Origin of the sequence: Klebsiella sp. SWET4 (assembly GCF_024296565.1) — a bacterium.
GTDB lineage: Bacteria > Pseudomonadota > Gammaproteobacteria > Enterobacterales > Enterobacteriaceae > Klebsiella > Klebsiella variicola.
Genome location: NZ_JANCOB010000003.1, coordinates 320,751 through 346,088, shown reverse-complemented (window position 1 = coordinate 346,088; position 25,338 = coordinate 320,751). Strand labels below are relative to the sequence as shown.

Genomic DNA, 25,338 nt, shown 5'->3' with positions numbered 1-25,338 from the left:
TCGCGAAGATGATTTTATTTCCAGTTGCGTGGTTTGCTGTTTATTACCCGACCCGAAAGTCGCTATAGTTTTGCACGAAAAAAACAATGACAGTCAGGACAGACAGGGTGAAGAGGATGAGATTACGTTTACGGGCCGCCGCCGCAGTGATGCTGGCGGGTCTGGCGCTGGTCGGCTGCGACCAAAAGGGTAATGAAGCGAAGCACATTAAGGTCGGCGTGATTAACGGCGCCGAGCAGGATGTGGCGGAAGTGGCGAAGAAGGTGGCCAAAGAGAAGTACGGTCTGGACGTCGAACTGGTGGGATTCAGCGGCTCGCTGCTGCCTAACGAATCGACCAACGCCGGCGATCTGGACGCCAACGTCTTCCAGCATCGGCCTTTCCTTGAGCAGGACAACAAAGCGCATAACTATCATCTGGTGGCGGTCGGCAATACCTTCGTCTTCCCGATGGCCGGCTATTCGCGCAAGATCAAGTCAGTCGCCGAACTGCAAGACGGCGCGACGATCGCCATCCCCAACGACCCGACCAATCTCGGGCGGGCGCTGCTGCTGCTGCAAAAAGAGAAGCTGATTACCCTCAAAGCCGGGACCGGCCTGCTGCCGACGGCGGTGGATATCACCGATAACCCGCGTAACCTGAAAATTATGGAGCTGGAAGGGGCGCAACTGCCGCGCGTGCTCGACGATCCCAAAGTCGACGTGGCTATCATCAGCACCACCTACCTGCAGCAAACCGGGCTGTCGCCGGTTCGTGACGGCATCTTTATCGAAGATAAAAACTCGCCCTACGTGAACATCATCGTGACCCGGGAAGACAATAAAGACGCGGAAAACGTGAAGGAGTTTATGCAGTCGTACCAGTCGCCGGAGGTGGCGAAGGCGGCAGAGACTATCTTCAACGGCGGCGCGGTGCCGGGCTGGTAAGCCTACACACAGGGAGAGGCGCGTATGGTACGCCAACGGCAGGCTGACCTGCTGCTGATTGCCGCGACGGTGATTGCCGCCTGCGGCTGGATTTTTTCCCGCGAGGCGATCGCCGGCATGCCGGTATTCGCGTTCCTTGGGCTGCGCTTTTTCTTCGCCGCGCTGCTTCTGCTGCCGTTCTGCCGCGGTTTTCGCCCGCAAAAGCAGCACTGGCCAAAACTCATCATCAGCGGACTCTGGTTTGCGCTCAACCTCTGCCTGTGGATCTATTCGGTCTCCACGACGGCGTCGCTCGGCGAAGGGGCGTTTATCATGAGCCTGTCGATGATGTTCGTCCCGCTGACCGCGTGGGTGATGATGAAGGTGCGCCCGCCTCGCGCCTGGTGGGAGTGCCTGCCGATCGCGGTGGTAGGCCTGGGGCTGCTCAGTCTGCATATGCCGATAGCCTTCCACCCCAGCCAGGGCTGGTTTTTGCTGACGGCGCTGGTGCAGTCGATCTGGTTCTGTTACACCAGCCGCTGCGCGCGTGAAGTACCGCTGATCCCCCTGACCACCGTGCAGCTGGCGATCACCGGTATCGTCGGGTTGACCATCTCCGCTGCCGTTGAACGCTGGGACCAGCCGATGACCCTGCCGACTCTCGGCTGGCTGGTGGCCAGCATTGTCATCGCCACCAGCCTGCGCTTCGGTCTGCAGATGAAGGGGCAAAAGTACGCGGCGGTGGCCAGCGCCGCGATCATCATGGTGCTCGAACCGCTGCTGACGGTCATTGCCGCCGCGCTGTGGTACGGCGAACAGCTGCCGCTACAGAAGATTATCGGCGGCGTGCTGATCCTGGTGGCCCAGCTGTGGTTCCGCTGGCGGATGCTTAAGCCGTAAGCGGGCCGCTTCGCCGCTGCGCCATCAGCTGCAGCAGCGGCACCAGCGACAGCCCGTCCGGCATTTCGCCGCGGGCGATCAGCTGGTTTATCTCGTCGAAGGTAAACCAGCCGGTCTCCATCACCTCATCCTGATCTGCATCCATCCCCACCCAGCGTAAACCGGTGGCCAGCCAGGTGATAAACAGCTGATCGCTGCTGCCGTAGGAGGGGTTGAAGCGAATGATCTCCTCGACGCGTTGCGCCTGCCAGCCGGTCTCTTCCCGCAGCTCGCGCAGCGCGGCGACCGCCGGATCTTCCCCTTCATCGACGCCGCCAGAGGGAATGGCCCACACCACCTGATCGATCAGATAGCGGTAGTGGCGAATCAGCAGTACTTTCTCATCCTGGATAGCCACAATCCCCACCGCCGGGCGCGGGTAATGAATGGAATAAAAGTCGCGGCGCTCGCCGGAGGCGACATCAATCCCCACCTTACGCATGCTGAACCACGGCGTCTCGGCGATGACCTGCGGGTCGTGCATATCGGCGGCGGTCAGTTTCTTTTTCATCGTGCCACTCCTGTCAAAAATTGAGCCTTAAGAACAACATAGCCGGAGGCGGATGGCAACTGCCGCAGGTTGGCCCGATTTCATCGATCATTGTCCAAATGCCCCTGTTGAGCCAGGCTAGTACTCAGTACGATGTTCGTCAGATGACCCCACTGAGGAACACCAACATGAACATCACCCACATCCGTAATGCGACCCAGAGGATTGACTACGCCGGGAAAAGATTTCTCATCGACCCGATGCTGGCTGACAAGGGCGCCTGGCCAGGTTTTCCTGGCACTGCGCGCAGCGAGCTGCGCAATCCGCTGGTTGAGCTGCCGTTTTCCCGCGATAAAATTATCGATGTTGATGCGGTGATCGTCACCCATACCCATGACGATCACTGGGACGCGGCGGCGATCGCCGCGATCCCGAAAACCCTGCCGGTGTTCGTCCAGCATGAGGCCGACGCCGCGCTGCTGCGCAGCCAGGGATTTCAGGATCTGCGCCTGCTGTCGGCAGACAGCGAATTTGCCGGCGTGCGCCTGCAGAAAACCACCTCCGGCCAACACGGCAGCGACCGGACCTACGCGGTGCCGGCGATGGCTGAGCGCCTGGGAGAAGCCTGCGGCGTGGTGTTTCGCCATCCGCAGGAGAAGACGCTGTGGCTGATGGGGGATACCATCTGGCGTGATGAAATTGAAGCTGATCTGCTGAAGCTGCGCCCGGACGTGGTGGTGTTGAACGCCGGCTACGCCCACGTCATCGGCTTTGGCCCGATAATCATGGGCAAGGAAGATCTTCTTAACGTGCACTTCGCCCTGCCGGAAGCGAAAATCATGGCTATCCACCTCGAGGCGGTCAACCACTGTCTGGTGAGCCGGGAAGAGATGCGCCAGTATGCGCTGGATAATCAGATTGCCGATGTGGTGAGTATCCCGCAGGATGGGGAAACCGTGGTTTATTAACATGCGCAAGGGGAAAGGACGATGAAACTCACCGACGTGGCGATTGTCGCTGTAGAGGGCTTTAGCCCGTTTCACTACGCCGTCCCCTGCATGCTGTTTGGCGATTCGGTCTCTGAAATCAAACGCTTTAATCTGCACATTTGCGCCGAGCGGCCGGGGCTGCTGCGCGCCCGCGATGGTTTTGCGCTGTACGCCACCGGCGATTTCGCCGCGCTGGAACAGGCGGATATCGTGGTGGTGCCTTACTGGGGCGAGGTCGATCGGCGTCCGCCGCAGGCGCTGCTTGATAGCCTGGTGCGGGCGCGGGATAACGGCGCGGAGATTGTCGGCCTGTGTCTCGGCGCGTTTGTCCTCGGCTACGCCGGGCTGCTGGACGGCAGGCGAGCGGCGACCCACTGGGAGTTCGAGCAGGATTTCCAGCGCCTGTTTCCGCAGGTGCAGCTGGATATCAATGCCCTGTATGTCGATGACCAGCGGGTGATCACCTCGGCGGGCACCGCGGCGGCGCTGGACTGTTGCCTGTACCTCATCCGCCAGCGTTTCGGCAGCCTCGCGGCCAACCAGATCGCCCGGCGGATGATTGTTTCGCCGCACCGCGAAGGCGGCCAGGCGCAGTTTATCGCCCAGCCGGTGCCGAAAAACACCCGCGATGCGCGAATCAACTGCCTGCTGGATTATCTGCAGCAGCATATTGCCGAGCCGCACAGTCTCGATTCGCTGGCCCGGGTGGTGGCGATGAGCCGCCGTACCCTGACCCGCCACTTCGCCAGGGCGACCGGGATGAGCATTACCGACTGGCTGACCGCCGAACGTCTGCGCCGCAGCCAGAGTCTGCTTGAGGCGGGCGATCTGCCGGTCGAACAGGTGGCGGAGGCGGTGGGCTATCTTTCAGCGGTCACCTGGCGCCAGCAGTTTAAGGCGCGCTTTGGCGTCAGCCCGACGGAGTGGCGGCGCACCTTTCGTCGCGGCGCTTAGCCGGCGAGGGTCGCACTGTCGATTACGAAGCGGTATTTCACGTCACCCTTGACCATTCTTTCCCAGGCTTCGTTGATCTCATCGCCGCGGATCAGCTCGATATCGGCGACGATGCCGTGTTCGGCGCAGAAGTCGAGCATCTCCTGAGTTTCCGGAATACCGCCGATCATCGAGCCGGCAATCGACCGGCGGCGGAAGATCAGATTGAACACTTCCGGCGACGGATGCGGCGTGGCCGGAGCGCCCACGAGGGTCATGGTGCCATCGCGTTTCAGCAGCGTGGTGAAGGCATCGAGATTATGCGGCGCCGCCACGGTATTAAGGATGAAGTCGAAGCTTTTGACGTGGGCCGCCATTTCGTCGTCGTTGCGCGACACCACTACGTCATCGGCGCCCAGCGCTCTGGCTGCATTACGCTTGGATTCGGAGGTGGTAAAGGCCACCACGTGGGCCCCCATGGCGTGGGCCAACTTGATCCCCATATGCCCGAGGCCGCCGATGCCGACCACGCCGACTTTTTTACCCGGCCCGACGTGCCAGTGGCGCAGCGGCGAGTATGTCGTGATCCCGGCGCACAGCAGCGGCGCGACGGCGGCCAGCTGCGCTTCGGGATGGGTTATCCGCAGCACGTAGTGTTCTTTGACCACGATCTGCTGGGAATAGCCGCCCAGAGTATGGCCCGGCGCGTCCTGGGTCGGCCCGTTATAGGTCAGCACCATATGGTCGCAGTAGTTTTCCAGCCCCTCAGCGCACTCTTCGCACTGTTGACAGCTATCGACCATACAGCCGACGCCCACCAGATCGCCGACGGCGTAGCGCGAGACGGCGTTGCCGACCGCGGTCACCCGACCCACAATTTCATGCCCCGGCACGCAGGGATAGTGCGTTCCCGCCCATTCCGATCGCGCCTGGTGGAGATCGGAGTGGCAGACGCCGCAGTAAGCGATGGCGATCTGTACATCCTGTGGCCCCGGCTCGCGGCGGGTGATGGCCATTGATTCCAGCGGCTGGCTGGCGGAGTAGGTACCAATAGCATTGATCAGCATAGCGAAACCTCTTCTTGATGAATGGACTCAATAGAACGGGAGGGGAATGCGGGTGGTCAGTGGCATCGATAAGCGTAGCCTGGACTGGCCGGGATGCGAGGGGGAAAGCGGTTGAGAAACCCTCAGGCGCGGCGTTAGCCAGCGCAGTAAATAATAAGCTGGCCTTATCTTTATAGCCGCTAAGCCTTATAGGTATTTACGGCAAATAGTATTATTTATTCCTGTAGAATAAAGATAAATAGTTATTGCAGATAATGATGCTTACACTCTTTTTATCCCCGTAACGTCTTGTCTTTTATTCGTTATTTCACCTGTTGATACTATGATTCTCAACGAATCACTTTTTCAACCTGACCGATGGCATAAAACCATGTCGATACCTGCAGCCAGCCTCTCTACCGACCAGGCGTTACCGTCTTTTTATTACGGAAGACAGACAAAGCCGTTATTCGCGGTGGAATCCCTGTTATCTGCGTTCCTGCCCGCCAGCTCACCCTTTGCGCTGCCGCGATCGACCTATTATCGTTTTCCGCCGATCCAGGCTGAATCCGGATTAATTCTGCTCGAAGAGGGGATTGCCTCGCTATGCCATGCGGAAAACAACATGGTGATATCAACGATATTTTCCCCTTCGCTATTGGGATTAATCGATGGTTACGGCGTCTTTAACGGTATTCCGGAAAAACACCACTGCTCTCTGTTTGCTGAGACAGATTTGCGCGGACACTGGATAGCGCATCAGGCCGCGGTCGAGATCCTCAATGCGCAAAACTTGTGGCAGGAGATGGCCCATGTTCTGGCGCAGCGGCTGATGGTGTTGAGCATGCGTTCGCAGGAGATGATGGGGGTGGATTCTTACCTGATGGTGCGAACCCTGCTAACAGAGGTGGCGGACTATCCGGAGGCATATCGTCGCCAAATCAACGTCCTGAGTTTTATTCAGCGCCGTACCAACTTGTCGCGTAGCCGCATTATGTCGATTCTGTCGGAGCTGCGTAAAGGTGACTATATTACGATCCATCGCGGTGTGCTGAGGACCATCGCTCACCCGTTTCCCGCCCACTTTTAAGCCCGTGCGGCGGAGGGGCGTGATTTTCCCACCCCTCGTGAATCGAACCTGCTAAGGCTCAATCGCCGTCAGGTAGTCCAGCCGCAGCGGCTCAGCCAGCAGGGACTCCATCTGCGTCATAAACGCCTGAAAATAGGGCATCGCGACATGCGCATCGAGGGCGTCCTGTCCCTGCCACGCCTCGCGCATGTAGAAGGTGTCCGGCGCGTCGCGCAGCTGAAACAGGGCGTAGTCGAGATTGCCCGGCTCCTGTCTTGTCGGCAGGAGCAGCGCCTGCAGGGCCTGGCGCAGGGCGTCCGTCTGGCCCGGTTTCGCCTTGAGCACGGCGATAAGCGATATCATCTTAAAACCCCTCGAGCACAATCTTGCCGACGGCACGCCCGGTTTCCAGCTGGCGATGCGCTTTCTGCAGATTGGCGGCGGTGATGGCGCCGTAGTGTTCGCCGAGGGTGGTTTTGATGGTGTGGCTGTCGATCAGCGCCGCCACGCGGGTGAGCAACTGATGCTGGGCGATCATATCATCCGTCTCAAACATTGAACGGGTGAACATAAATTCCCAGTGCAGGGACAGGCTTTTCGCTTTCAGCGGCACCACGTCGAGGGTCTCCGGGTCATCAATCAGCGCCAGCTTGCCCTGCGGGGCGAGGGCGTCGATCAGCGCGTTGAAGTGCTGCTCGGTGTTGGTCAGGCTGGCGACATGGGTCACCGCGCTGATGCCAATGCGCGCCAGCTCGTTGGCGAGCGGCTTGCTGTGATCGATCACATGGTGCGCGCCCGCCTCGCGGACCCACTGCTGGCTCTCCGGACGCGAGGCGGTGCCGATCACCGTCATGGCGGTCAGTTTGCTGGCCAACTGGGTCAGGATTGACCCCACGCCGCCCGCCGCGCCGACGATCAGCAGCGTGTCGCCCGCATTGCCGCCTTCCTTAACGCCGAGACGGTGAAACAGCAGCTCCCAGGCGGTGATCGCCGTCAACGGCAGCGCGGCGGCAGCGGCGTTATCGAGGGTGCGCGGTTTGTGCGCCACCAGGCGCTCGTCCACCAGCTGATATTCACTGTTGCTGCCGGCCCGGCCCAGCGCGCCGGCGTACCAGACCTCATCACCCGGGGCGAACAACGTCACCTCCTCACCGACGGACTGCACCACGCCAACGGCGTCCCAGCCCAGCACCCGCGGTGTGTCGCCCTGGAAGCCGGCGCGCACTTTGGTGTCTACCGGATTGACCGAGATGGCTTTCACGGCGACCAGCAGGTCACGCCCGTGGGCGGTGGGGACCGGCAGGTCGATCTCAGTTAAAGAAGGGATGTTGTTGCCGTCAGCGGCGGCTTGAGTAATGGCGATAGCTTTCATAACTGCTCCGGTCTGTGATTCGGGTGAATGAAAAGATGACGCGATAGTAGACCGCTGCCGGGAGGGGAAAAACGGGCTAACGGCAATAACAGTTATATGCAGAAAGTGAAAATCAGCCCACCTGATAGAAATCGAGCATTACCCCATCCTGGGTCCGGCCACCGGCGCAGATAAACAGCGAGGTGGTTAGCCAGCTGAGCGCGGGGGTATCCACCTCGAAGGAGGGAACGGTGCGAAAATAGATGGCTTCTGGCGGAATATCGCTAAAAAAGCGCATATCGTCGGCGAATAGCTGGTCATGATACTGGGCCGGCACCCGGCGGATGCCATTGTTTTCCACATAGACGGTCCCTTCCGCCACCTGCAGGGCATAGCGGGCGGACAGCCTGCAGGTGCCGTCGGGTTCGATTATCTGGCTGTCGACGCCGCCGGGCAGTACGTGGCCGCGAAGTTGACCCGAGACGCTGCCGCCGATAATCGGGATCAGCTGGCGCTTACCGGTCTGCGGGCTGCGGGAGACAATTATCGGTTTATCAACCTGGATGGTAATGGAAAAACAGTGTCTGAGTTCGGGGGTCATTATGGCTCTCCTGTTTCGGTTGGCAACGGCACGCGGCCACCGCGCCAGTGTAACGGGTTTGCGAGAGACAAAATAACGCAGGGTTTGGATGAAAATGATTGGCTGGGATGATGAGTTTGGGGGTGCTCAGGTTGGTATGGCGTGGCTTTGGGGGAGCAGAGGCAAACTGGCGGAAGATCACAGGAGTTGAACCTGCCCGGGACCGCTGGCGGCCCCAACTGGATTTGAAGTCCAGCCACCTCACCGGAGATGACGATCTTCCGCGCCTCGATTGCTACATGGAGGCGGGGCGCATTATAGCTACTTTCAGCCGTTTACCACATACCTAAACGCACTTTTTTACTGTTAAAACTGGACTTTACAGAACAGTCCTGGACAAATCCTCACAAAATCCGTGAGTTACACTTTTTCACTCCCTGATTCCCTACCACGATCACAGAAAACAAGAAACGTAATCTGATAACGAGATATCGCAATTCATCTTACTGCGGCAAAGGTTTACAAAAATCGTAACCGGTACCAATCCGCGGTGCCGCTAAGGGAATAGTGCGCATATGAAAGATCATATTCTGTCCGTCAAAGAGAAAATTGGCTACGGTATGGGTGACGCCGCCAGCCACATCATTTTTGATAACGTCATGTTATACATGATGTTTTTCTACACCGATATTTTCGGTATCCCCGCCGGCTTTGTCGGCACCATGTTCCTGCTGGCGCGGGCGCTGGATGCGATTTCCGACCCGTGCATGGGCCTGCTTGCCGACCGTACCCGCAGCCGCTGGGGTAAGTTCCGCCCATGGATCCTCTTCGGCGCCATCCCGTTCGGCCTCGTCTGCGTGCTGGCCTACAGCTCGCCGGATTTAAGCCACAACGGCAAGCTGATCTACGCCGCCGTGACCTACACGCTGCTGACCCTGCTCTACACCGTGGTGAATATCCCCTACTGCGCGCTGGGCGGCGTGATCACCGACAACCCCACACAGCGCATCTCGCTGCAGTCCTGGCGCTTCGTGCTGGCGACGGCGGGGGGCATGCTCTCCACCGTGCTGATGATGCCGCTGGTCAACTTTATCGGCGGCGAAGACAAAGCGCTCGGCTTCCAGGGCGGCATCGCGGTGCTGTCGGTCATTGCCTTCCTGATGCTGGCTTTCTGCTTCTTTACCACCAAAGAGCGTGTCGAAGCGCCGCCGAGCAGCACTTCGATGCGTGAAGACTTGCGCGATATCTGGCGCAATGACCAGTGGCGGGTGGTTGGCGTGCTCACCATCCTCAATATCCTCGCGGTCTGCGTTCGCGGCGGCGCGATGATGTACTACACCACCTGGATCATGGGCTCGGCGGCGCTGTTCACCGTCTTCCTCACCACCTACTGCGTCGGCAACCTGATTGGCTCGGCGCTGGCGAAACCGCTGACCGACTGGAAATGCAAAGTCAGCGTCTTCTGGTGGACCAACGCCCTCCTGGCGGTGCTCAGCGTGGCGATGTTCTTCGTACCGATGGACGCCGAAATCACCATGTTCGTCTTTATCTTCATCATTGGCGTACTGCACCAGCTGGTGACGCCAATCCAGTGGGTGATGATGTCCGACACCGTCGACTACGGCGAATGGTGTAACGGCAAACGCCTGACCGGCATCAGCTTCGCCGGCACCCTGTTTGTGCTCAAGCTGGGGCTGGCGCTGGGCGGCGCGCTGATCGGCTGGATGCTGGCCGGCGGTGGCTATGACGCCGCCGCCAAAACCCAGAACAGCGCCACCCTCACCATCATTATCGCCTTGTTCACCCTCGTTCCGGCGGTGTGCTACCTGCTGAGCGCGGTGATCGCCAAACGCTACTACACGCTGAAAACGCCGTTCCTGAAAAAAATGATGGCCGAGCTGGCCGAGGGCGCGCGTCGCAACGAACAAGATTTCATCGCCGCCCCGATCGATAAAGAATGGCAAAACTAAGAGGACGTTTTAATGAAAATCAGTGATGGAAACTGGCTCATTCAACCAGGGCTCAACCTGATCCAACCCGTACAGGTTTACGAGGTGGAACAGCAGGGGAATGAAATGGTGGTCTATGCCGCGCCGCGCGATGTTCGCGAACGTGCCTGGCAGCTGGATACGCCATTGTTCACCCTGCGCTTTTTCTCGCCTCAGGAAGGGATAATCGGCGTGCGCATGGCGCACTTCCAGGGCGCGCTGGATAACGGCCCGCACTATCCGCTGAACGTGCAGAAAGACGTCCATGTCGAAATAGAAAATACGGCCGAGTTCGCCGAGCTGACAAGCGGCAACCTCAGCGTGCGCGTCACTAAAGGTGAATTCTGGGCGCTGGATTTTCTGCGCGACGGCGTGCGCATCACCGGTAGCCAGTTGAAAAACAACGGCTACGTGCAGGATAGTAAGACCCAGCGCAACTACATGTTTGAGCGCCTCGACCTCGGCGTCGGCGAAACCGTCTACGGCCTCGGCGAGCGCTTTACCGCGCTGGTGCGCAACGGCCAGACGGTAGAAACCTGGAACGAAGACGGCGGCACCAGCACCGAGCAATCCTACAAAAATATCCCCTTCTATCTGACCAACCGCGGCTACGGCGTGCTGGTCAATCATCCTCAGCGCGTCTCCTTCGAGGTGGGCTCGGAGAAAGTCTCTAAAGTCCAGTTCAGCGTTGAAGGCGAATACCTTGAGTACTTCGTCATCGACGGCCCGACGCCGAAAGCGGTGCTTAACCGCTATACGCAGTTCACCGGCCGCCCGGCGCTGCCGCCGGCATGGTCGTTCGGTCTGTGGCTGACGACCTCGTTCACCACCAACTATGACGAAGCGACGGTGAATAGTTTTATCGACGGCATGGCTGAGCGCCATCTGCCGCTGCACGTCTTCCACTTCGACTGCTTCTGGATGAAGGCCTTCCAGTGGTGCGATTTTGAATGGGATCCGCTTACTTTCCCGGACCCGGAAGGGATGATCAAACGCCTGAAGGCGAAAGGGCTGAAGGTCTGCGTGTGGATCAACCCGTACATCGGCCAGCGCTCGCCGGTGTTCAAGGAGCTGAAAGAGAAGGGCTACCTGCTGAAGCGCCCGGACGGTTCGCTGTGGCAGTGGGATAAGTGGCAGCCGGGGCTGGCGATTTATGACTTCACCAACCCGGAAGCCTGCCAGTGGTACGCCGACAAGTTAAAAGGCCTGGTGGCGATGGGGGTCGATTGCTTCAAGACCGACTTCGGCGAGCGTATCCCGACCGACGTGCAGTGGTTTGACGGTTCCGATCCGCAGAAAATGCACAACCACTACGCCTTCATCTATAACGAGCTAGTGTGGAAGGTGCTGAAAGAGACCGTCGGCGAGCAGGAGGCGGTGCTGTTCGCCCGTTCCGCCTCGGTGGGCGCGCAGCAGTTCCCGGTGCACTGGGGCGGCGACTGCTACGCCAACTACGAATCGATGGCGGAAAGCCTGCGCGGCGGGCTGTCGATCGGCATGTCCGGCTTCGGTTTCTGGAGTCACGATATCGGCGGTTTCGAAAACACCGCGCCGGCCCACGTCTACAAGCGCTGGTGCGCCTTCGGCCTGCTCTCCAGCCACAGCCGGCTGCACGGCAGTAAATCCTATCGGGTGCCATGGGCCTACGACGAAGAGTCCTGTGATGTGGTGCGCCACTTCACGCAGCTGAAATGCCGCATGATGCCGTATCTTTATCGCCAGGCGGCGCTGGCCAACGAGTTCGGCACGCCGATGTTGCGTGCGATGATGCTCGAGTTCCCGGACGATCCGGCCTGCGACTATCTTGACCGCCAGTATATGCTCGGTGATTCGGTCCTGGTGGCGCCGGTGTTCTCCGAAGCGGGCGAGGTGCAATTTTATCTGCCGGATGGGCGCTGGACGCACCTGTGGCATAACGATGAATTACCGGGTAGCCGCTGGCATAAGCAGCATCACGATGCGCTGAGCCTGCCGGTCTACGTTCGCGACAACACCCTGCTGGCGCTGGGCAACAATGACCAGAAGCCGGATTATGCCTGGCATGAGGGCACCGCCTTCCAGCTGTTCCACCTCGAGGATGGACGCGAGGCACGTTGTGACGTTCCGGCGGCAGACGGCTCGACGATTTTCACCCTGAAGGCCAGGCGCCAGGGCAACACCATCGCCGTGAGCGGCGAAGGCGAGGCCCGCGGCTGGACGTTGTGCCTGCGCAATATCCCGCAGGTCGCGGGCGTGCAGGGCGGGACTCAGGCCGGCAGCGAATGGGGTATGGTAGTGAGCGCCGAGGGCAATACGCTGACGATTACCCTGTAAAACACCATCTTAACGGCTGCAACCCTCTCCGCCAGCGGCGAGGGTTTTTTTATTTCATTTTTGTACAAAAAGTAACGTTCATTTCATAGTGGTGACTCAGGCCGCAGACGCTGTCGCCGAACGGTGTTAGCGTATTCTGCCGTTGAGAGGAGCCCGCCATGGACTTAGAAAATATCTTTCGTGACGTGAAGCTAAGCAAAACGGAAATGACCGTGCTGCGCTTTATTCAGAACGACCCGGAGCAGTGTATCCGCCAGGGAGTCCGCGCTGTGGCCGAACAGTGCTACAGCAACCCCTCTTCGCTGGTCCGGCTGGCGAAGAAACTGAAGTTCAGCGGCTGGCTGGAGCTGGTCTATTTCATCAAGTTCAATATCACCATGCCGAAGCTCGATGTCACCAACGATATCGACTACATGAGCGTTCAGCCGGAAGAAGCGCTGACGCCGCTGCTGGCAAGCCTTAAACAGCAGCGCATCCTGATCCACGGCAGCGGCTTTTCGCAGCTAATCGCCCAGTATATTTACAACAAGTTCCTCGTCACCGGCGTGAATGCCAGCCTGGCGCTGTGGCCCGATTATGAAATCCTCGAACAGAAAAACGCCGCCCGCTTCGACTCCATCTGGATCGTTTCTAAATCCGGGCGCAGCAGCTCGGCGCTTAACTGGGTGAAGGCCCTGGAGGGGAAGGAGATTAATCTGGTCTGCTTTACCGGCGACTATCAAAGCCCGCTGGCGCAGGCTGCGGATACGGCGTTTATTATTCACGATCCGCAGAAGTTCGACGATGATATTTACTGGAGCAACCCGTTTTTCGGCTACTGCATCTTAGGCTTTGAGCGACTGTTGAAGATGTGGTTTACCAGCCTACGCAGCAATAGTTAGCCCCCGCTAAGCGTAGCGCGAGCGGGGGGCTCCCGGATGGCGGCTGGCGCCTTATCCGGGCTACCGGGTGATGCGGCTATTTTGCCGGGAGGCGGCTTACGCCTGACCCGGCCTACATAAAACACAAACCGCTCCGTTCGTAGCCCCGCTAAGCGCGGTGCGGGCGGGGGGAGCTCCCGGATGGCGGCTGGCGCCTTATCCGGGCTACCGGGTGATACGGCAATTTTGCCGGGTGTCGGCTTACGCCTGACCCGGCCTACATCAAATACAAACCGCTCCGTTCGTAGCCCCGCTAAGCGCAGCGCGAGCGGGGGAGTTCCCGGATGGCGGCTGGCGCCTTATCCGGGCTACCGGGTGAGACGGCTATTTTGCCGGGTGGCGGCTTACGCCTGACCCGGCCTACATCAAACACAAACCGCTCCGTTCGTAGCCCCGCTAAGCGCGTCGCGAGTGTGGGAGTTCCCGGATGGCGGCTGGCGCCTTATCCGGGCTACCGGGTGATGCGGCTATTTTGCCGGGTGGCGGCTGGCGCCTGACCCGACCTACATAAAATACAAACCGCTCCGTTCGTAGCCCCGCTAAGCGCGACGCGAGCGGGGGGAATCCCATCGGCAGCGGGTTACTGCCAGGCGGCGAATTGCTCATCGTCGAGATAGGCTTCGACCAGGGTTTTCGCCAGCGAATAGGAACCGATCAGCGGGTGCGCCATCAGCGCCCGCACCGCCAGCGATTTATCCTGCTGCAGGATTGCCGCCACCGCCAGCCGCTCATACTCCTTCACGCAGGAAATCATATTCTTCTGCGCCGTCGGCACCTTCACCGGCGTCACCGGCTTGAGGCCATCCCGGCTCAGGTCGCAGCTGATCTCGATCACGTCGTCAGGGCGCAAAAAGTCGAGCGTGTCGTGATTCTGGATCGATACCACGATACGCTTGGTGGTGGTGCTGTTCACCGCTTCCAGGATATCCAGCGCCACCCCGGCATAGCCGCCGGTGTCCGGCTCTTCGATAAACTGGCGCAGCGTCAGCGGTTCGCGGGTGTGGAATTTTTCCTGCTGCGACTCATTCTGCATATAGCTGTTTTCCCGGCGCAGGTAATGCTGCATCCAGATGGTGAAAGCGGCTTCCGGTTGCGTTCTGGCATCCACAGTGCGCAGCGCTTCGCGCATCTCCTGATTGATACGGGCGATCTGCTCTCCGCGCGTCTCGCCGGCTTCCTGAATCGCCTTCAGCGCCACCTCTCGATAGTAGTAATAATAGAGATATTCATTGAGGAGCTGATTATCGCAAAGCCGCACCAGCTCCGGGGAGAAGTACTGCATCGCCGTCTTCTGGTACAGTTCCGGGCTGGCGATCAGCCGTTCGGTTACCTCTTCCCCGCGTACGGTGAAGTGGGTAAACCATGAGAAATGGTTCAGCCCATAGCATTCCACGCTGAGGTCGCGTTCTTCACAACCAAGGATCGCCGGCAGTTCACGAATCAGCTCGGAGGGAGCATCGCAGATCCCATAGACCCGACGCTTAAAACCGGACTTGATGATCGCTTCCGTCACCAGGCCTGACGGGTTGGTAAAGTTAAACAGAATGGCGTCTTCGGCGGCATGTTCTTCGATCAGCCGGCAATAGCGAAGGATCGCCGGGATCGAACGCATGGCCATCGCGAAACCGCCGGCGCCGGTGGTCTCCTGGCCGAGGGTGTTATGCTGAAGCGCAATGCGTTCGTCGCGAATACGGCTTTCGTCACCGCCAACCCGCAGGGTGGTAATGATATAGTTGGCATCCTGCAGCGCTGCGATCGGGTCGGTAGTGGTACTAAACTGAATATCCGGGCGAATAGTATTAAATACATAGCGGGCAATTTCGCCAAATATCGCCAGATTATCAGCAGAGTTATCGAGAAAAACCACTTCTGTTAAACCAATGCGGTGAGCGTTATAGGCCAGAGATTTCGCTAAAAATGCAGAGCGAACGCCGCCCCCGCCTAATACGGTTAATTTCATACAAACTCCTCATTAATTTTCTGCTAACCAGTTATCAACCCGGGAACGTACCTGTCCCACTTTGACGCCATAAATAACCTGAACTTCATTACGATTTCGTACGACGCCGTTGGCGCCGGTATTTTTTAATTGCGCGTCATCAACCCGCGCCATATCGCGCACGGCCACGCGCAGACGAGTAAAACAATTATCGACGGAGAGAATATTCTCCTTGCCCCCGAGGCCGCGGATAATGTCATCGGTGACCGACTGCGGTTGCGAGACTTTCTGGCGGTACTCTGCTTTGCTGTAAAGCTTCACGTTCTCGTCATCTTCCCGGCCCGGCGTTTTCAGATTCAGCTTCACCACCAGGGTGCGGAAAATCACGTAGTAAACGGCGAACTGGCCGATACCAATAAGGACATAGCCCGGCCAGCGCGTTAAGGAGACCGGCAGCGGCAGGTTATAGATCAGAAACTCGATCAGGCCCGATGCTCCCCAGGGACGTACGGTGAAAATGTCGCAAATGGCCTGCGAGGCGGCGGTTAACGTCGCGTGGATCACCCACAGCAGCGGCGAGACAAACAAGAAGGTGAACTCAATCGGTTCGGTGATACCGGTCAGCATCGAGGTGATGATCGCCGGCAGCAGAATCGCCTTCGCCATCACTTTCTTCTCCGGTTTCGCGGTGTGGTAGAACGCCAGCGAGGCGCCCGCCAGGCCAAAGATAGTGGTCATCCCTTGCTGCGAAAAACGTAATGCGTCGTTCATGACCGGCGTCAGGTCGGGGTGGCGCATATAGGCGAGGAAAATGGCCTGGGTCCCGGAGACCACCTGACCGTCCACGTGCAGGGTGCCGCCAATCTGGGTGAGCTGGAAGGGGGACCAGACGAAATGGTGCAGGCCGGTGGGGATAAGGAATTTTTCAAAGAAACCATAGACGAAGACCCCGGCGACCCCGGCATTTTTCATAAAACCGGTGAGGGCGGAGATGCCGTGGGTCATAAAGGGCCAAATCCAGGTAAAGGCGATGGCGTAGAAGATAACCACCGGCGTCATCGCCACCAGCGTCAGCTTGGCGCCGCCGTACATCGACAGCGCGCCAGGCAGCTCAATGGCAGAGACTTTATTGTGCACCCACGCAATCGTGCAGCCGAGAATAATGCCCAGGAAAACGCCCATATCCACCACCACAAAGCCCAGCAGCTGGGTTTGCCCGGTGCCATAATATTCACCGTTAATTTTTTCGGCGAGTCCGTGGGTGTGTTCCAGCCAGGAGTGGTTGGCGCCAAGGAACATAATGAAGCACATCACTGCAACCAGCGCGACTTCGGTTTTTTTATCCTTTGCCAGGCCATAGCTAATGCCGACGCAAAATAATAAGCCGAGGTTGCCAAATAAAGGCCAAAAAGTGTCGCCGAGCATTTGCCCAAGCTGATGTAAGAAACTGGTTTCAGCAATTAATGTCGGATTAGTTAATACTGAACTGAGGGCCAGAATTAAGCCAATGACCGGCAAGAACAATACGGCGCCGATCATGGCCCGGGAGAATTTTTGCATATTCTCCAGAATACGCTGACGTATTTCAGGCATGATTGATCCTTTTATATTTTTGTAGGTACAGGGAGCGGTTTTTTATCGACTTCCAGTAATTTGGTTATAGCAATTCTGATATTTGAAAGGAACCTGTTGCGCTAAATAGGTACAGATAGCCGCGTATTGCACACAGGTTTCAGGACTCGCACCCTAACCCCCTCCCTGAAAGGGAGAGGGAGTGGCCAGAGCGGAGTTTGTCGGAAAGCATGCCCTCTCACCGTGGGGAGAGGGCCAGATGAGGGGGATTTTACTGCGGCGCGGCGGGGGCGGGGCTGACCTCGCCGTTGCGCATGATTTGCGCCACCTGCTGTTTCTCCATATTCACGGCGCTGAGCTGCCCGTTGACCGTCGGCTTGAGCGGGGCATCGGCCTGCACGCTGCCGCTGGCGGTCAGCTGGAGATTGCCATCCCCGCTTATCGGTAGCGACGGCCAGCCCCAGGCCTGCAGAATATTCAGCGGCACGCCGCGGCCGGTAAAGCTCAGATTGACCTGGCGCTGCGGCAGCTGGGATACCGCGGCGGTGGCCTGCAGAATGCCGCGCTCGGTGAAGGCGCTAAGCTCAGTGATATTGACCGTCGACGCCGTCGCGCTCAGCTTGAGTGACGGGCGGCGCACGTCGATCCGGTTAAAAGTCGCCGCCGCGGCGTTCAGCGTCGCGCTGCCGTTCCATACTCCCCAGTTGCCGTTTTTCACCAGCTGTAGCTCGCCGCCATAGCCATCGAGGGCGGTAATTTGCCACGGGAAGGCAGGATCCACATCGATGATCAGGTTACGGCTGGCGCTGAATTTTTTCAGCGTCAGGCTTTGCAGCCAGGCTGGCATCGGCGCCATCCACAGCTGTTTCCAGTTCGCCGGCAGCGTGTACTCCAGTCCGGCGAAGGCGGTGTCGTCGAGCACCAGCGCGTTACCAGCGCGCAGCCAGTTGCCGGAGGTGCGCACCATGCCGCCCTCCCAGCGCGAGGAGAACTGGCGCAGCGCAATGCCCTGGGGAGAGAATTCAGCATTCAGAATCGGGTCGAAGAAGTGCAGCGAGCCGTAGATAAATTCGCTGGCGTTCATCGACAGCGTGCCGTCCTGGCTCTGCCAGCCGCCGTGGCTGAGCGTCAGGTTGCGCAGGCTCAGGTCGAGGTCGGTTACCGCCCAGTCCGGCCCCTGCAGGCGGGCGTCGGTGATATCCAGGCGGCCAATCTGCAGAGAGGGGACCGTGGTTAACGGCGCGAAAAACTCGGCCAGCGAGGCGGGGCTCTGCAGTCGAATCTCATTGAGCTGGAGGTTATCCACCAGCCAGCTGCCGTCGGCGCTGCGTTTCGCATTGCCGGTTAAGGTGCCGCGGGCGACATCGGCGCCGAGGGTGGAGAGGGTCACTTCACCCTGATCAATCCTGCCCTGAATCAGAACGTTGCTGGCTTCGACGCCATTGAGCGTCATCGAGCCCGCGCTCATCTGGATCTGCGCCGTTTTCCCCAGCACATTGCCCGCTTCCGGCGTCCATGGACTGACGCCGCCGGTGACGCGCTGCGCGCTGAGCGCCCAGCCGGTTTCCGGGCTGTTGAAAGCCATATTGCGCAACATCAGCCGGTCGGCAGCGAACGGCAGGTCGGCAGAGTGGGGTGACAGATTCAGAGTGCCGTCGTTAAGGACTATCTCATCCGCATGCAGCGGATCGCTAAACTGGCGGGTGCTGAAGCCAATATCGACCGTTTTTGCCACCAGGGTGGCCGGCTTGCCTTCCCGGCCAAAGGTGACGTTTTGCAACTGCACATGAAGAGGGGAGGAGAAATCGTGTTCCATCGCATCGAAGGAGACCTGCCAGCCGGTGCCATTGCTGAGCCAGGCGCTGGCCTGGCGGGCGCCCCAGTGGGTTTGCAGCAGGAACCACGCGCCAACAATGACGAGCAGCAGAGCGACTAGCAGCCAGAGAATCAGCTTTCCAAGAAATTTCATGGTCTTCCATTCTGTGAGATGCACATCACCGTGTTATGCCCGATTTAGGCGCACTTCTCAAGGCGGGCGTGGTTTATTTCCGTGATGAGGCAGGTCGTGGAGAGCGTCCCGGCCAATGGCGCGACCGGGAGCGCGTCAGATCAGGCTTTTTCTGGCGGGAAAATTAAATTCAGAACAATCGCTGTGATACCGCCGGCGGCAATCCCCGAAGAGAGCAGGTTTTTCAGCCAGTCTGGGGCGAACTGCAGGATCAACGGCTGCTGCGACACGCCGAGGCCCACTGCCAGCGACAGGGCGATAATCAGGATCGCCCGACGGTTCAGCGGCTCACGGGAGACGATGCGCACGCCGGACGCGGCAATGGTACCGAACATCACCAGCGTGGCGCCGCCGAGCACCGGCTCAGGGATGTGCTGCACGAAGCCGCTCACCGCCGGGAACAGGCCGAGGACGATCAGCATCAGGGCGACCACAAAGCCGACGTAGCGGCTGGCAACGCCGGTCAGCTGGATCACGCCGTTGTTCTGGCCGAAGCAGGAGTTCGGGAAGGTGTTGAAGACCGCCGAAACAAAGGAGTTGAGGCCGTTAGCCAGCACACCGCCTTTCAGGCGTTTCATATACAGCGGGCCGGAAACCGGCTGTTCGGAGACGTCTGAGGTGGCGGTGATATCGCCGATGGTTTCCAGGGAGGTGATCATAAACACCAGCATCAGCGGCAGCAGCAGGCTCCAGTCGATACCGAGACCATAGTAGAGCGGCGTCGGCACGGTGATGAGGCTGCTGTTGGTCGGGGCGGTATTGGCCGGCAGCATATCGAGGAACCACGCCGCCAGATAGCCCGCCGCCATGGCGATCACCAGCGAAGCGATGCGCAAATAGGGATTACGCTGGCGGTTGAGGATGATAATCAGCGCCAGCACGATGCCCGCCAACAGCAGGTTCTTCGGCGCGCCGAAGGTGTGGTCGGCCATCGCCGCGTAGCCGCCGCCGATGGAAGTCAGTCCGACCTGAATCAGCGACAGGCCGATAATCATCACCACCACGCCGGAGACCAGCGGGGTAATGATGCGGCGCGCCAGGTGCAGGACGCGGGAGAGCACCATTTCCGTGCAGCTGGCCAGCATCAGGGTGCCGAACAGGGCGGCCATCATGGTGGGGACGTCGGCGCCGCCGGTTTTCAATGCGGTACCGCCCATGATCAGCGGGGCGACAAAGTTAAAGCTGGTGCCCTGGATGGAGAGCAATCCGGAGCCGACCGGGCCCCAGGCTTTGATCTGAATAATAGAGGCGACACCGGAAGCGAACAGCGACATGCTGATGATATGTTGGGTATCTTGCGCCGGGAGACCGAGAGCCTGGCAGATTAACAGCGCTGGAGTGATCACCGCGACAAACATCGCCAGCAGGTGCTGGAAGGCGGCGAACAGGGTTTGCGGTAGCGGTGGGCGATCTTCGAGGCGGTAGATTAATTCGCTAGCTGATTTATGCGCAACCGGTTGCGCATTTTCTGACTCTGCGGTGTTAACGGACATCACAAGCAATCCCAAGGTGGCAAAGCGGGAATTTTATCGGACTGTAGACCAAAAGCAAACGTTTGCCAGCATTTGGTCATAAAAATTTATGCCGTGAATATGCGCAACGAGGTTATTAACATTTTGTATGCTAAATCGCATCATTAAGGATACAAAATATCTTTTTCTGTCATTTTTTCCGCCGTTCTGCGTAAAATCCCCTTCTGACTCCTCATGATGAGAAGCTAAAGACACCAGGAATTACGTCGCGTGTGAATGGATCATGCGCCCATAAGGAGCTTTTTATGTTTCACCTCGATACCTTATCGACGCTCGTTGCCGCAACGCTTGTGCTATTGCTCGGCAGAAAACTCGTGCAAACCGTTCCCTTCCTCAAGAAATACACCATTCCTGAACCTGTTGCCGGCGGTTTGCTGGTAGCGCTGGCGCTGCTGGTGCTGAAGAAAAGCATGGATATCGAAATTGATTTCGATATGAGTCTGAAAGACCCGCTGATGCTGGCGTTCTTCGCCACCATCGGTCTTAACGCCAACCTCGCCAGCCTGCGGGCCGGCGGCAAGGTGCTGGGCACTTTCCTGATCGTGGTGGTTGGCCTGCTGCTGCTGCAGAATGCCCTCGGTATCGGCATGGCGACGCTGCTGGGGCTGGATCCGCTGATGGGCCTGCTGGCCGGGTCGATTACCTTATCCGGCGGCCACGGCACCGGGGCGGCGTGGAGCAAGCTGTTCGTTGAACGCTACGGTTTTGCCAACGCCACCGAAGTGGCGATGGCCTGCGCGACTTTCGGCCTGGTGCTGGGCGGCCTGATCGGCGGTCCGGTGGCTCGCTACCTGGTGAAGCACTCTTCCTCTCCGGACGGCACACCGGACGATCAGGTGGCGCCAACCGCCTTTGAAAAACCGGACGTGGGGCGGGTGATCACCTCGCTGGTGCTGATCGAAAGTATCGCCCTGATCGCTATCTGTCTGACGGTGGGCAAGGTGGTTGCGCAACTGCTGGCGGGCAGCGTCTTCGAGCTGCCGACCTTCGTCTGCGTGCTGTTTATCGGTGTGATCCTTAGCAACAGCCTGGCGCTGGCGGGGTTGTACCGGGTGTTCGATCGCGCGGTATCGGTGCTGGGCAACGTCAGCCTGTCGCTGTTCCTCGCCATGGCGCTGATGAGCCTCAAGCTGTGGGAGCTGGCCTCGCTGGCGCTGCCGATGATTATTATCCTGGCGGTGCAGGCGCTGGCGATGGCGCTGTATGCGGTGTTCGTTACCTACCGGATGATGGGCAAGAATTACGATGCCGCGGTGCTGGCGGCGGGCCACTGCGGGTTTGGTCTGGGCGCAACGCCGACGGCGATTGCTAATATGCAGGCGATTACCGACCGCTTTGGCCCGTCACATATGGCCTTCCTGGTGGTGCCGATGGTGGGAGCGTTCTTTATCGACATCGTTAACGCACTGGTGATTAAGCTATACCTGCTGCTGCCAATATTTGGCTGATAAAAAACCCGGAGGCGGTGCTGCGCACCTGTCCGGGCTACAAGATCGTGCTGTTTGGGGTTTTGTAGCCCGGCTAAGGCGTTTACGCCGCAAGCCGGGAATACCTCCACAATCTTACGCTTCGTCGTGCTCTTCCCACGCTAACGCGCGTTTCACCGCTTTCTTCCAGCCGCTGTAACGATAGTTACGCTCAGTGGTTTCAATCCCCGGGCGGAATTCGCGCTCAATCACCGCTTTCTCCTGCAGCTCGTCCAGATTCTGCCAGAAACCGACCGCCAGACCCGCCAGATAGGCTGCGCCCAGCGCCGTCACTTCGCGTACTTCCGGACGCTCGACACGGGTGCCGAGGATATCGGACTGGAACTGCATCAGGAAGTTGTTAGCCACCGCGCCGCCGTCCACGCGCAGGGCGTGCAGACGAATGCCAGAGTCTGCCTGCATCGCCTCCAGCACATCGCGGGTCTGATAGGCGATGGACTCCAGCGTCGCACGGATAATGTGGTTGGAGTTCACGCCGCGGGTGAGGCCGAAAATCGCGCCGCGGGCATACGGGTCCCAGTATGGTGCGCCAAGACCAGTGAACGCGGGTACCACGTATACGCCGTTGGTATCCTTCACTTTGGTGGCGAAGTACTCGGAATCGAAGGCATCGCTGATGAGCTTCATCTCGTCACGCAGCCACTGAATGGACGCGCCGGCCATAAACACCGCCCCTTCCAGCGCGTAGTTCACCTCGCCGCGCGGGCCGCAGGCGATGGTGGTCAGCAGACCGTGGGTGGAGGTGACCGCTTTTTCACCGGTGTTCATCAGCATAAAGCAGCCGGTGCCGTAGGTGTTTTTCGCCATCCCTTCTTTGACGCACAGCTGGCCGAACAGGGCCGCCTGCTGGTCACCGGCGATCCCGGCGATAGGAATACGGGTCCCGCCTTTACCACCGATGTTGGTCTGGCCGTACACTTCGGATGACTTACGCACTTCCGGCAGCATGGCGCGCGGAATGTCCAGCGCGTCGAGCATTTTGTCGTCCCAGTCCAGCTCGTGGATGTTGAACAGCATGGTACGTGAGGCGTTGGTGTAGTCGGTAACGTGCACGCGGCCCTGGGTCATCTTCCAGATAAGCCAGGTGTCAACGGTACCGAACAGCAGCTCGCCGCGTTTCGCACGTTCACGGGAACCTTCGACATGGTCGAGGATCCATTTTACCTTGGTGCCGGAGAAGTAGGGGTCCACCACCAGGCCTGTGGCCTTGCGGATATACTCTTCCATCCCGTCACGCTTGAGCTGCTCGCAGATCTCCGCGGTACGGCGGCACTGCCAGACGATGGCGTTGTAGATGGGTTTACCGGTCTCACGCTCCCACACCACCACGGTCTCACGTTGGTTGGTGATGCCGATGGCCGCGATCTGATCGGAGTTGATATCCGCTTTGGCCAGCGCTTCGACCAGCGTCGAGCTTTGGGAAGCCCAGATTTCCATCGGGTCATGTTCGACCCAGCCTGGCTTAGGATAAATTTGTTCAAATTCTCGCTGGGAGACGCTGACGATATTGGCATCATGATCCATCACAACGGCCCGGGAGCTGGTAGTGCCCTGGTCAAGCGCAACGATATATTTTTTGTCGGTCATAGTCGGTGTCCCGTAGTCAGATTACAGCGAAGCTTTATGTTGAGTGGTGGAAGAGGAGGGGCTCTGTTGCTCTTCCTCCACGCAGGTGTCGCAAGGCAGGTGACGGCCAATCAGCTTACGATAGCTGAATGCGCCCAGCGCCGCGCCGACCACCGGTGCGCACAGCGGCACCAGAAAATAAGGAATATCTTTGCCGCCGGTGAAGGCGACGTCGCCCCAGCCGGCCAGCCAGGCGAAAGCTTTCGGGCCGATATCACGCGCCGGGTTCATGGCGAAGCCGGTCAGCGGTCCCATGGAGGCGCCAATCACCGCAATCAGCAGGCCGATCAGCAGCGGAGCAAGCGGACCGCGCGGCACGCCGTTGCCATCGTCGGTCAGCGCCAGGATGACGCCCATCAGGATAGCGGTAATCACCATCTCTACCGCGAAGGCCTGCACAAAATTGATATGCGGGTTCGGATAGGTGGAGAAGATGCCGGCCAGATCGAGGCTTTCTACGCTGCCGCGGACCATATGGTGGGTGGTTTCATAATCGAGGAAAAGATTGTAGTAAAGCCCGTAAACTAATGCCGCAGCGCAAAAGGCGCCAGCGAATTGCGAAATGATAAAAGGGACGACTTTGCGGCCATCGAAGCAGGCGAACAGCCAGAGTGCGATAGTTACCGCAGGGTTAAGGTGCGCACCGGAGACCCCAGCGGTCAGGTAGATCGCCATGGCGACGCCCAGACCCCAGATGATGCTGATTTCCCATTGCCCGAAGCTGGCTCCCGCGACCTTGAGCGCAGCCACGCACCCAACGCCGAAAAAGATCAACAACCCGGTACCGAGGAACTCTGCGATGCACTGGCCTTTTAAGGTTGATGTTTGGCTCATAATCGAATCCTGAAGCGTGGTGATGATTATTGTATGTAGGGTGGTCACAGACGACCATATTGCCATGTAGGCATAGTGTTAATTTATCGTTAACGAGCAAAAACGAGAAATATCGAACTTCAAATGTGTGTACCGCGTCAAGAAAATGAGCGTTTTCGCGCCATCCGCGCGCATTGAGACCGGTGCCGGAGCGTTTCACCTCGCATTTTGTTAACCATAAAATTAACAATGACCCATGAAGTACGAGCGAACTGCGCTGAAAGCACCAGGTAAAGACTGAAAAGTGTTGCAAACCGCAATCTGCGCGGCTTGCCGCTGGACAGGGGCGGCGGGGATTCATACAATCGACGATAACACCGCTATGTGCGCTAATTTTCGTTAAGGCGGGACCGCGTATACGAAACACGAGTTTCTATCAACGCCTTGCAAGTTCAGGAGAGGTATGACGATGTCATTAGAAGTGTTTGAGAAATTAGAATCTAAAGTTCAGCAGGCGATTGATACCATCACTCTGTTGCAGATGGAAATCGAAGAGCTGAAAGAAAAGAACAACACTCTGGTTCAGGAAGTTCAGAGCGCGCAGCATGGTCGTGAAGAGCTGGAGCGCGAAAACAGCCAGCTGAAAGAGCAACAGCAGGGCTGGCAGGATCGCCTGCAGGCGCTGCTGGGCCGTATGGAAGAAGTCTAATCGCTTCGCGCCCTCTCCCGCCCGGGAGGGGGCAATCCTTATTCACCTCTTTATATCCACAAGTTATAGCCAATCTTTTTTTATTCTTTAATCATTGAATCGCTTTCTGGCACGCTTAGCCCATCACAA

The 25,338-nt window shown here is 58.7% G+C and carries 21 protein-coding genes and 1 tRNA gene; 10 read left to right on the top strand and 12 right to left on the bottom strand.

All coding sequences use genetic code 11. The features are described 5' to 3' along the window. Positions 1-116: 116 nt before the first annotated feature. Both nlpA and NKJ21_RS10745 read left to right on the top strand, forming a co-directional pair. Positions 117-926 carry a lipoprotein NlpA gene (nlpA, locus tag NKJ21_RS10750; protein ID WP_023298362.1) on the top strand — a complete coding sequence of 270 codons (810 nt, stop codon included), beginning with the start codon at positions 117-119 and terminating at the stop codon, positions 924-926. 24 nt (positions 927-950) lie between these two features. Then, entirely contained in the window at positions 951-1,805 is an 855-nt protein-coding gene (locus NKJ21_RS10745) for a DMT family transporter (protein WP_002922972.1), read from the top strand. On the opposite strand, the gene NKJ21_RS10740 is transcribed toward NKJ21_RS10745, so the two are convergent. Then, positions 1,795-2,355 carry an NUDIX domain-containing protein gene (locus tag NKJ21_RS10740; RefSeq protein WP_016161989.1) on the bottom strand — a complete coding sequence of 187 codons (561 nt, stop codon included), beginning with the start codon at positions 2,353-2,355 and terminating at the stop codon, positions 1,795-1,797. The genes NKJ21_RS10745 and NKJ21_RS10740 overlap by 11 nt on opposite strands. A gap of 167 nt (positions 2,356-2,522) precedes the next feature. Between NKJ21_RS10740 and NKJ21_RS10735 the strand changes: the two genes are divergently transcribed. Both NKJ21_RS10735 and NKJ21_RS10730 read left to right on the top strand, forming a co-directional pair. Beyond that, on the top strand, positions 2,523-3,302 hold the full coding sequence (locus NKJ21_RS10735) for an MBL fold metallo-hydrolase (RefSeq protein WP_032731505.1): 780 nt from the start codon (positions 2,523-2,525) through the stop codon (positions 3,300-3,302). Between the two features lie 21 nt (positions 3,303-3,323). Next, complete coding sequence (locus NKJ21_RS10730) at positions 3,324-4,277, top strand: GlxA family transcriptional regulator (protein ID WP_008806796.1); 954 nt, start codon at positions 3,324-3,326, stop codon at positions 4,275-4,277. On the opposite strand, the gene NKJ21_RS10725 is transcribed toward NKJ21_RS10730, so the two are convergent. Beyond that, a complete protein-coding gene (locus tag NKJ21_RS10725) occupies positions 4,274-5,323 on the bottom strand; it encodes an NAD(P)-dependent alcohol dehydrogenase (protein ID WP_016161986.1) in 1,050 nt (349 codons plus the stop codon). The genes NKJ21_RS10730 and NKJ21_RS10725 overlap by 4 nt on opposite strands. A gap of 370 nt (positions 5,324-5,693) precedes the next feature. Between NKJ21_RS10725 and NKJ21_RS10720 the strand changes: the two genes are divergently transcribed. After that, positions 5,694-6,392, top strand: a complete 699-nt coding sequence (locus tag NKJ21_RS10720) for a winged helix-turn-helix transcriptional regulator (RefSeq protein WP_254732892.1) — start codon at positions 5,694-5,696, stop codon at positions 6,390-6,392. Between the two features lie 51 nt (positions 6,393-6,443). On the opposite strand, the gene NKJ21_RS10715 is transcribed toward NKJ21_RS10720, so the two are convergent. The 4 genes from NKJ21_RS10715 to NKJ21_RS10700 all read right to left on the bottom strand — a co-directional run bounded on the left by NKJ21_RS10715 (position 6,444) and on the right by NKJ21_RS10700 (position 8,585). Next, on the bottom strand, positions 6,444-6,734 hold the full coding sequence (locus tag NKJ21_RS10715; RefSeq protein ID WP_008806799.1) for a putative quinol monooxygenase: 291 nt from the start codon (positions 6,732-6,734) through the stop codon (positions 6,444-6,446). Between the two features lies 1 nt (position 6,735). Further along, a complete protein-coding gene (locus NKJ21_RS10710) occupies positions 6,736-7,743 on the bottom strand; it encodes a zinc-binding alcohol dehydrogenase family protein (RefSeq protein ID WP_008806800.1) in 1,008 nt (335 codons plus the stop codon). A gap of 112 nt (positions 7,744-7,855) precedes the next feature. Next, a complete protein-coding gene (locus NKJ21_RS10705) occupies positions 7,856-8,323 on the bottom strand; it encodes a DUF3237 domain-containing protein (RefSeq protein WP_022065261.1) in 468 nt (155 codons plus the stop codon). Positions 8,324-8,490: 167 nt separating this feature from the next. Then, positions 8,491-8,585 (bottom strand) — tRNA-Sec (locus tag NKJ21_RS10700). A gap of 292 nt (positions 8,586-8,877) precedes the next feature. On the opposite strand from NKJ21_RS10700, the gene NKJ21_RS10695 reads away from it, so the two are divergent. From NKJ21_RS10695 to NKJ21_RS10685, 3 genes are all read left to right on the top strand, one after another. Beyond that, a complete protein-coding gene (locus NKJ21_RS10695; protein WP_117116335.1) occupies positions 8,878-10,272 on the top strand; it encodes a glycoside-pentoside-hexuronide family transporter in 1,395 nt (464 codons plus the stop codon). Positions 10,273-10,284: 12 nt separating this feature from the next. After that, entirely contained in the window at positions 10,285-12,603 is a 2,319-nt protein-coding gene (yicI, locus tag NKJ21_RS10690) for an alpha-xylosidase (protein WP_049139992.1), read from the top strand. Between the two features lie 158 nt (positions 12,604-12,761). After that, positions 12,762-13,484 (top strand): MurR/RpiR family transcriptional regulator, encoded by a 723-nt coding sequence (locus NKJ21_RS10685; protein ID WP_012967042.1) that lies wholly within the window; start codon positions 12,762-12,764, stop codon positions 13,482-13,484. A 619-nt stretch (positions 13,485-14,103) separates the two neighbouring features. Here NKJ21_RS10685 and NKJ21_RS10680 read toward each other — a convergent pair. From NKJ21_RS10680 to NKJ21_RS10665, 4 genes are all read right to left on the bottom strand, one after another. After that, complete coding sequence (locus tag NKJ21_RS10680) at positions 14,104-15,483, bottom strand: glycoside hydrolase (protein WP_032731499.1); 1,380 nt, start codon at positions 15,481-15,483, stop codon at positions 14,104-14,106. Positions 15,484-15,495: 12 nt separating this feature from the next. Continuing rightward, positions 15,496-17,055: a PTS transporter subunit EIIC gene (locus NKJ21_RS10675; protein WP_023298351.1), complete on the bottom strand. Its 1,560-nt coding sequence runs from the start codon at positions 17,053-17,055 to the stop codon at positions 15,496-15,498. A gap of 250 nt (positions 17,056-17,305) precedes the next feature. Continuing rightward, positions 17,306-19,003: an AsmA family protein gene (locus NKJ21_RS10670; protein ID WP_032731498.1), complete on the bottom strand. Its 1,698-nt coding sequence runs from the start codon at positions 19,001-19,003 to the stop codon at positions 17,306-17,308. 140 nt (positions 19,004-19,143) lie between these two features. Further along, complete coding sequence (locus NKJ21_RS10665; RefSeq protein WP_008806808.1) at positions 19,144-20,535, bottom strand: NCS2 family protein; 1,392 nt, start codon at positions 20,533-20,535, stop codon at positions 19,144-19,146. Positions 20,536-20,819: 284 nt separating this feature from the next. Here NKJ21_RS10665 and gltS point away from each other — a divergent pair, with 284 nt between their 5' ends. Then, entirely contained in the window at positions 20,820-22,022 is a 1,203-nt protein-coding gene (gene gltS, locus NKJ21_RS10660) for a sodium/glutamate symporter (protein ID WP_012967046.1), read from the top strand. Positions 22,023-22,136: 114 nt separating this feature from the next. Here gltS and glpK read toward each other — a convergent pair whose 3' ends face one another. Further along, complete coding sequence (gene glpK / locus NKJ21_RS10655; RefSeq protein ID WP_008806810.1) at positions 22,137-23,648, bottom strand: glycerol kinase GlpK; 1,512 nt, start codon at positions 23,646-23,648, stop codon at positions 22,137-22,139. Between the two features lie 21 nt (positions 23,649-23,669). Then, the gene (locus tag NKJ21_RS10650) at positions 23,670-24,521 is read right to left on the bottom strand and encodes an MIP/aquaporin family protein (protein ID WP_012540293.1); all 852 of its coding nucleotides are present in this window, start codon (positions 24,519-24,521) and stop codon (positions 23,670-23,672) included. A 442-nt stretch (positions 24,522-24,963) separates the two neighbouring features. Here NKJ21_RS10650 and zapB point away from each other — a divergent pair, with 442 nt between their 5' ends. After that, on the top strand, positions 24,964-25,209 hold the full coding sequence (zapB, locus tag NKJ21_RS10645; RefSeq protein ID WP_008806812.1) for a septal ring assembly protein ZapB: 246 nt from the start codon (positions 24,964-24,966) through the stop codon (positions 25,207-25,209). The last annotated feature ends 129 nt before the right edge of the window (positions 25,210-25,338 follow it).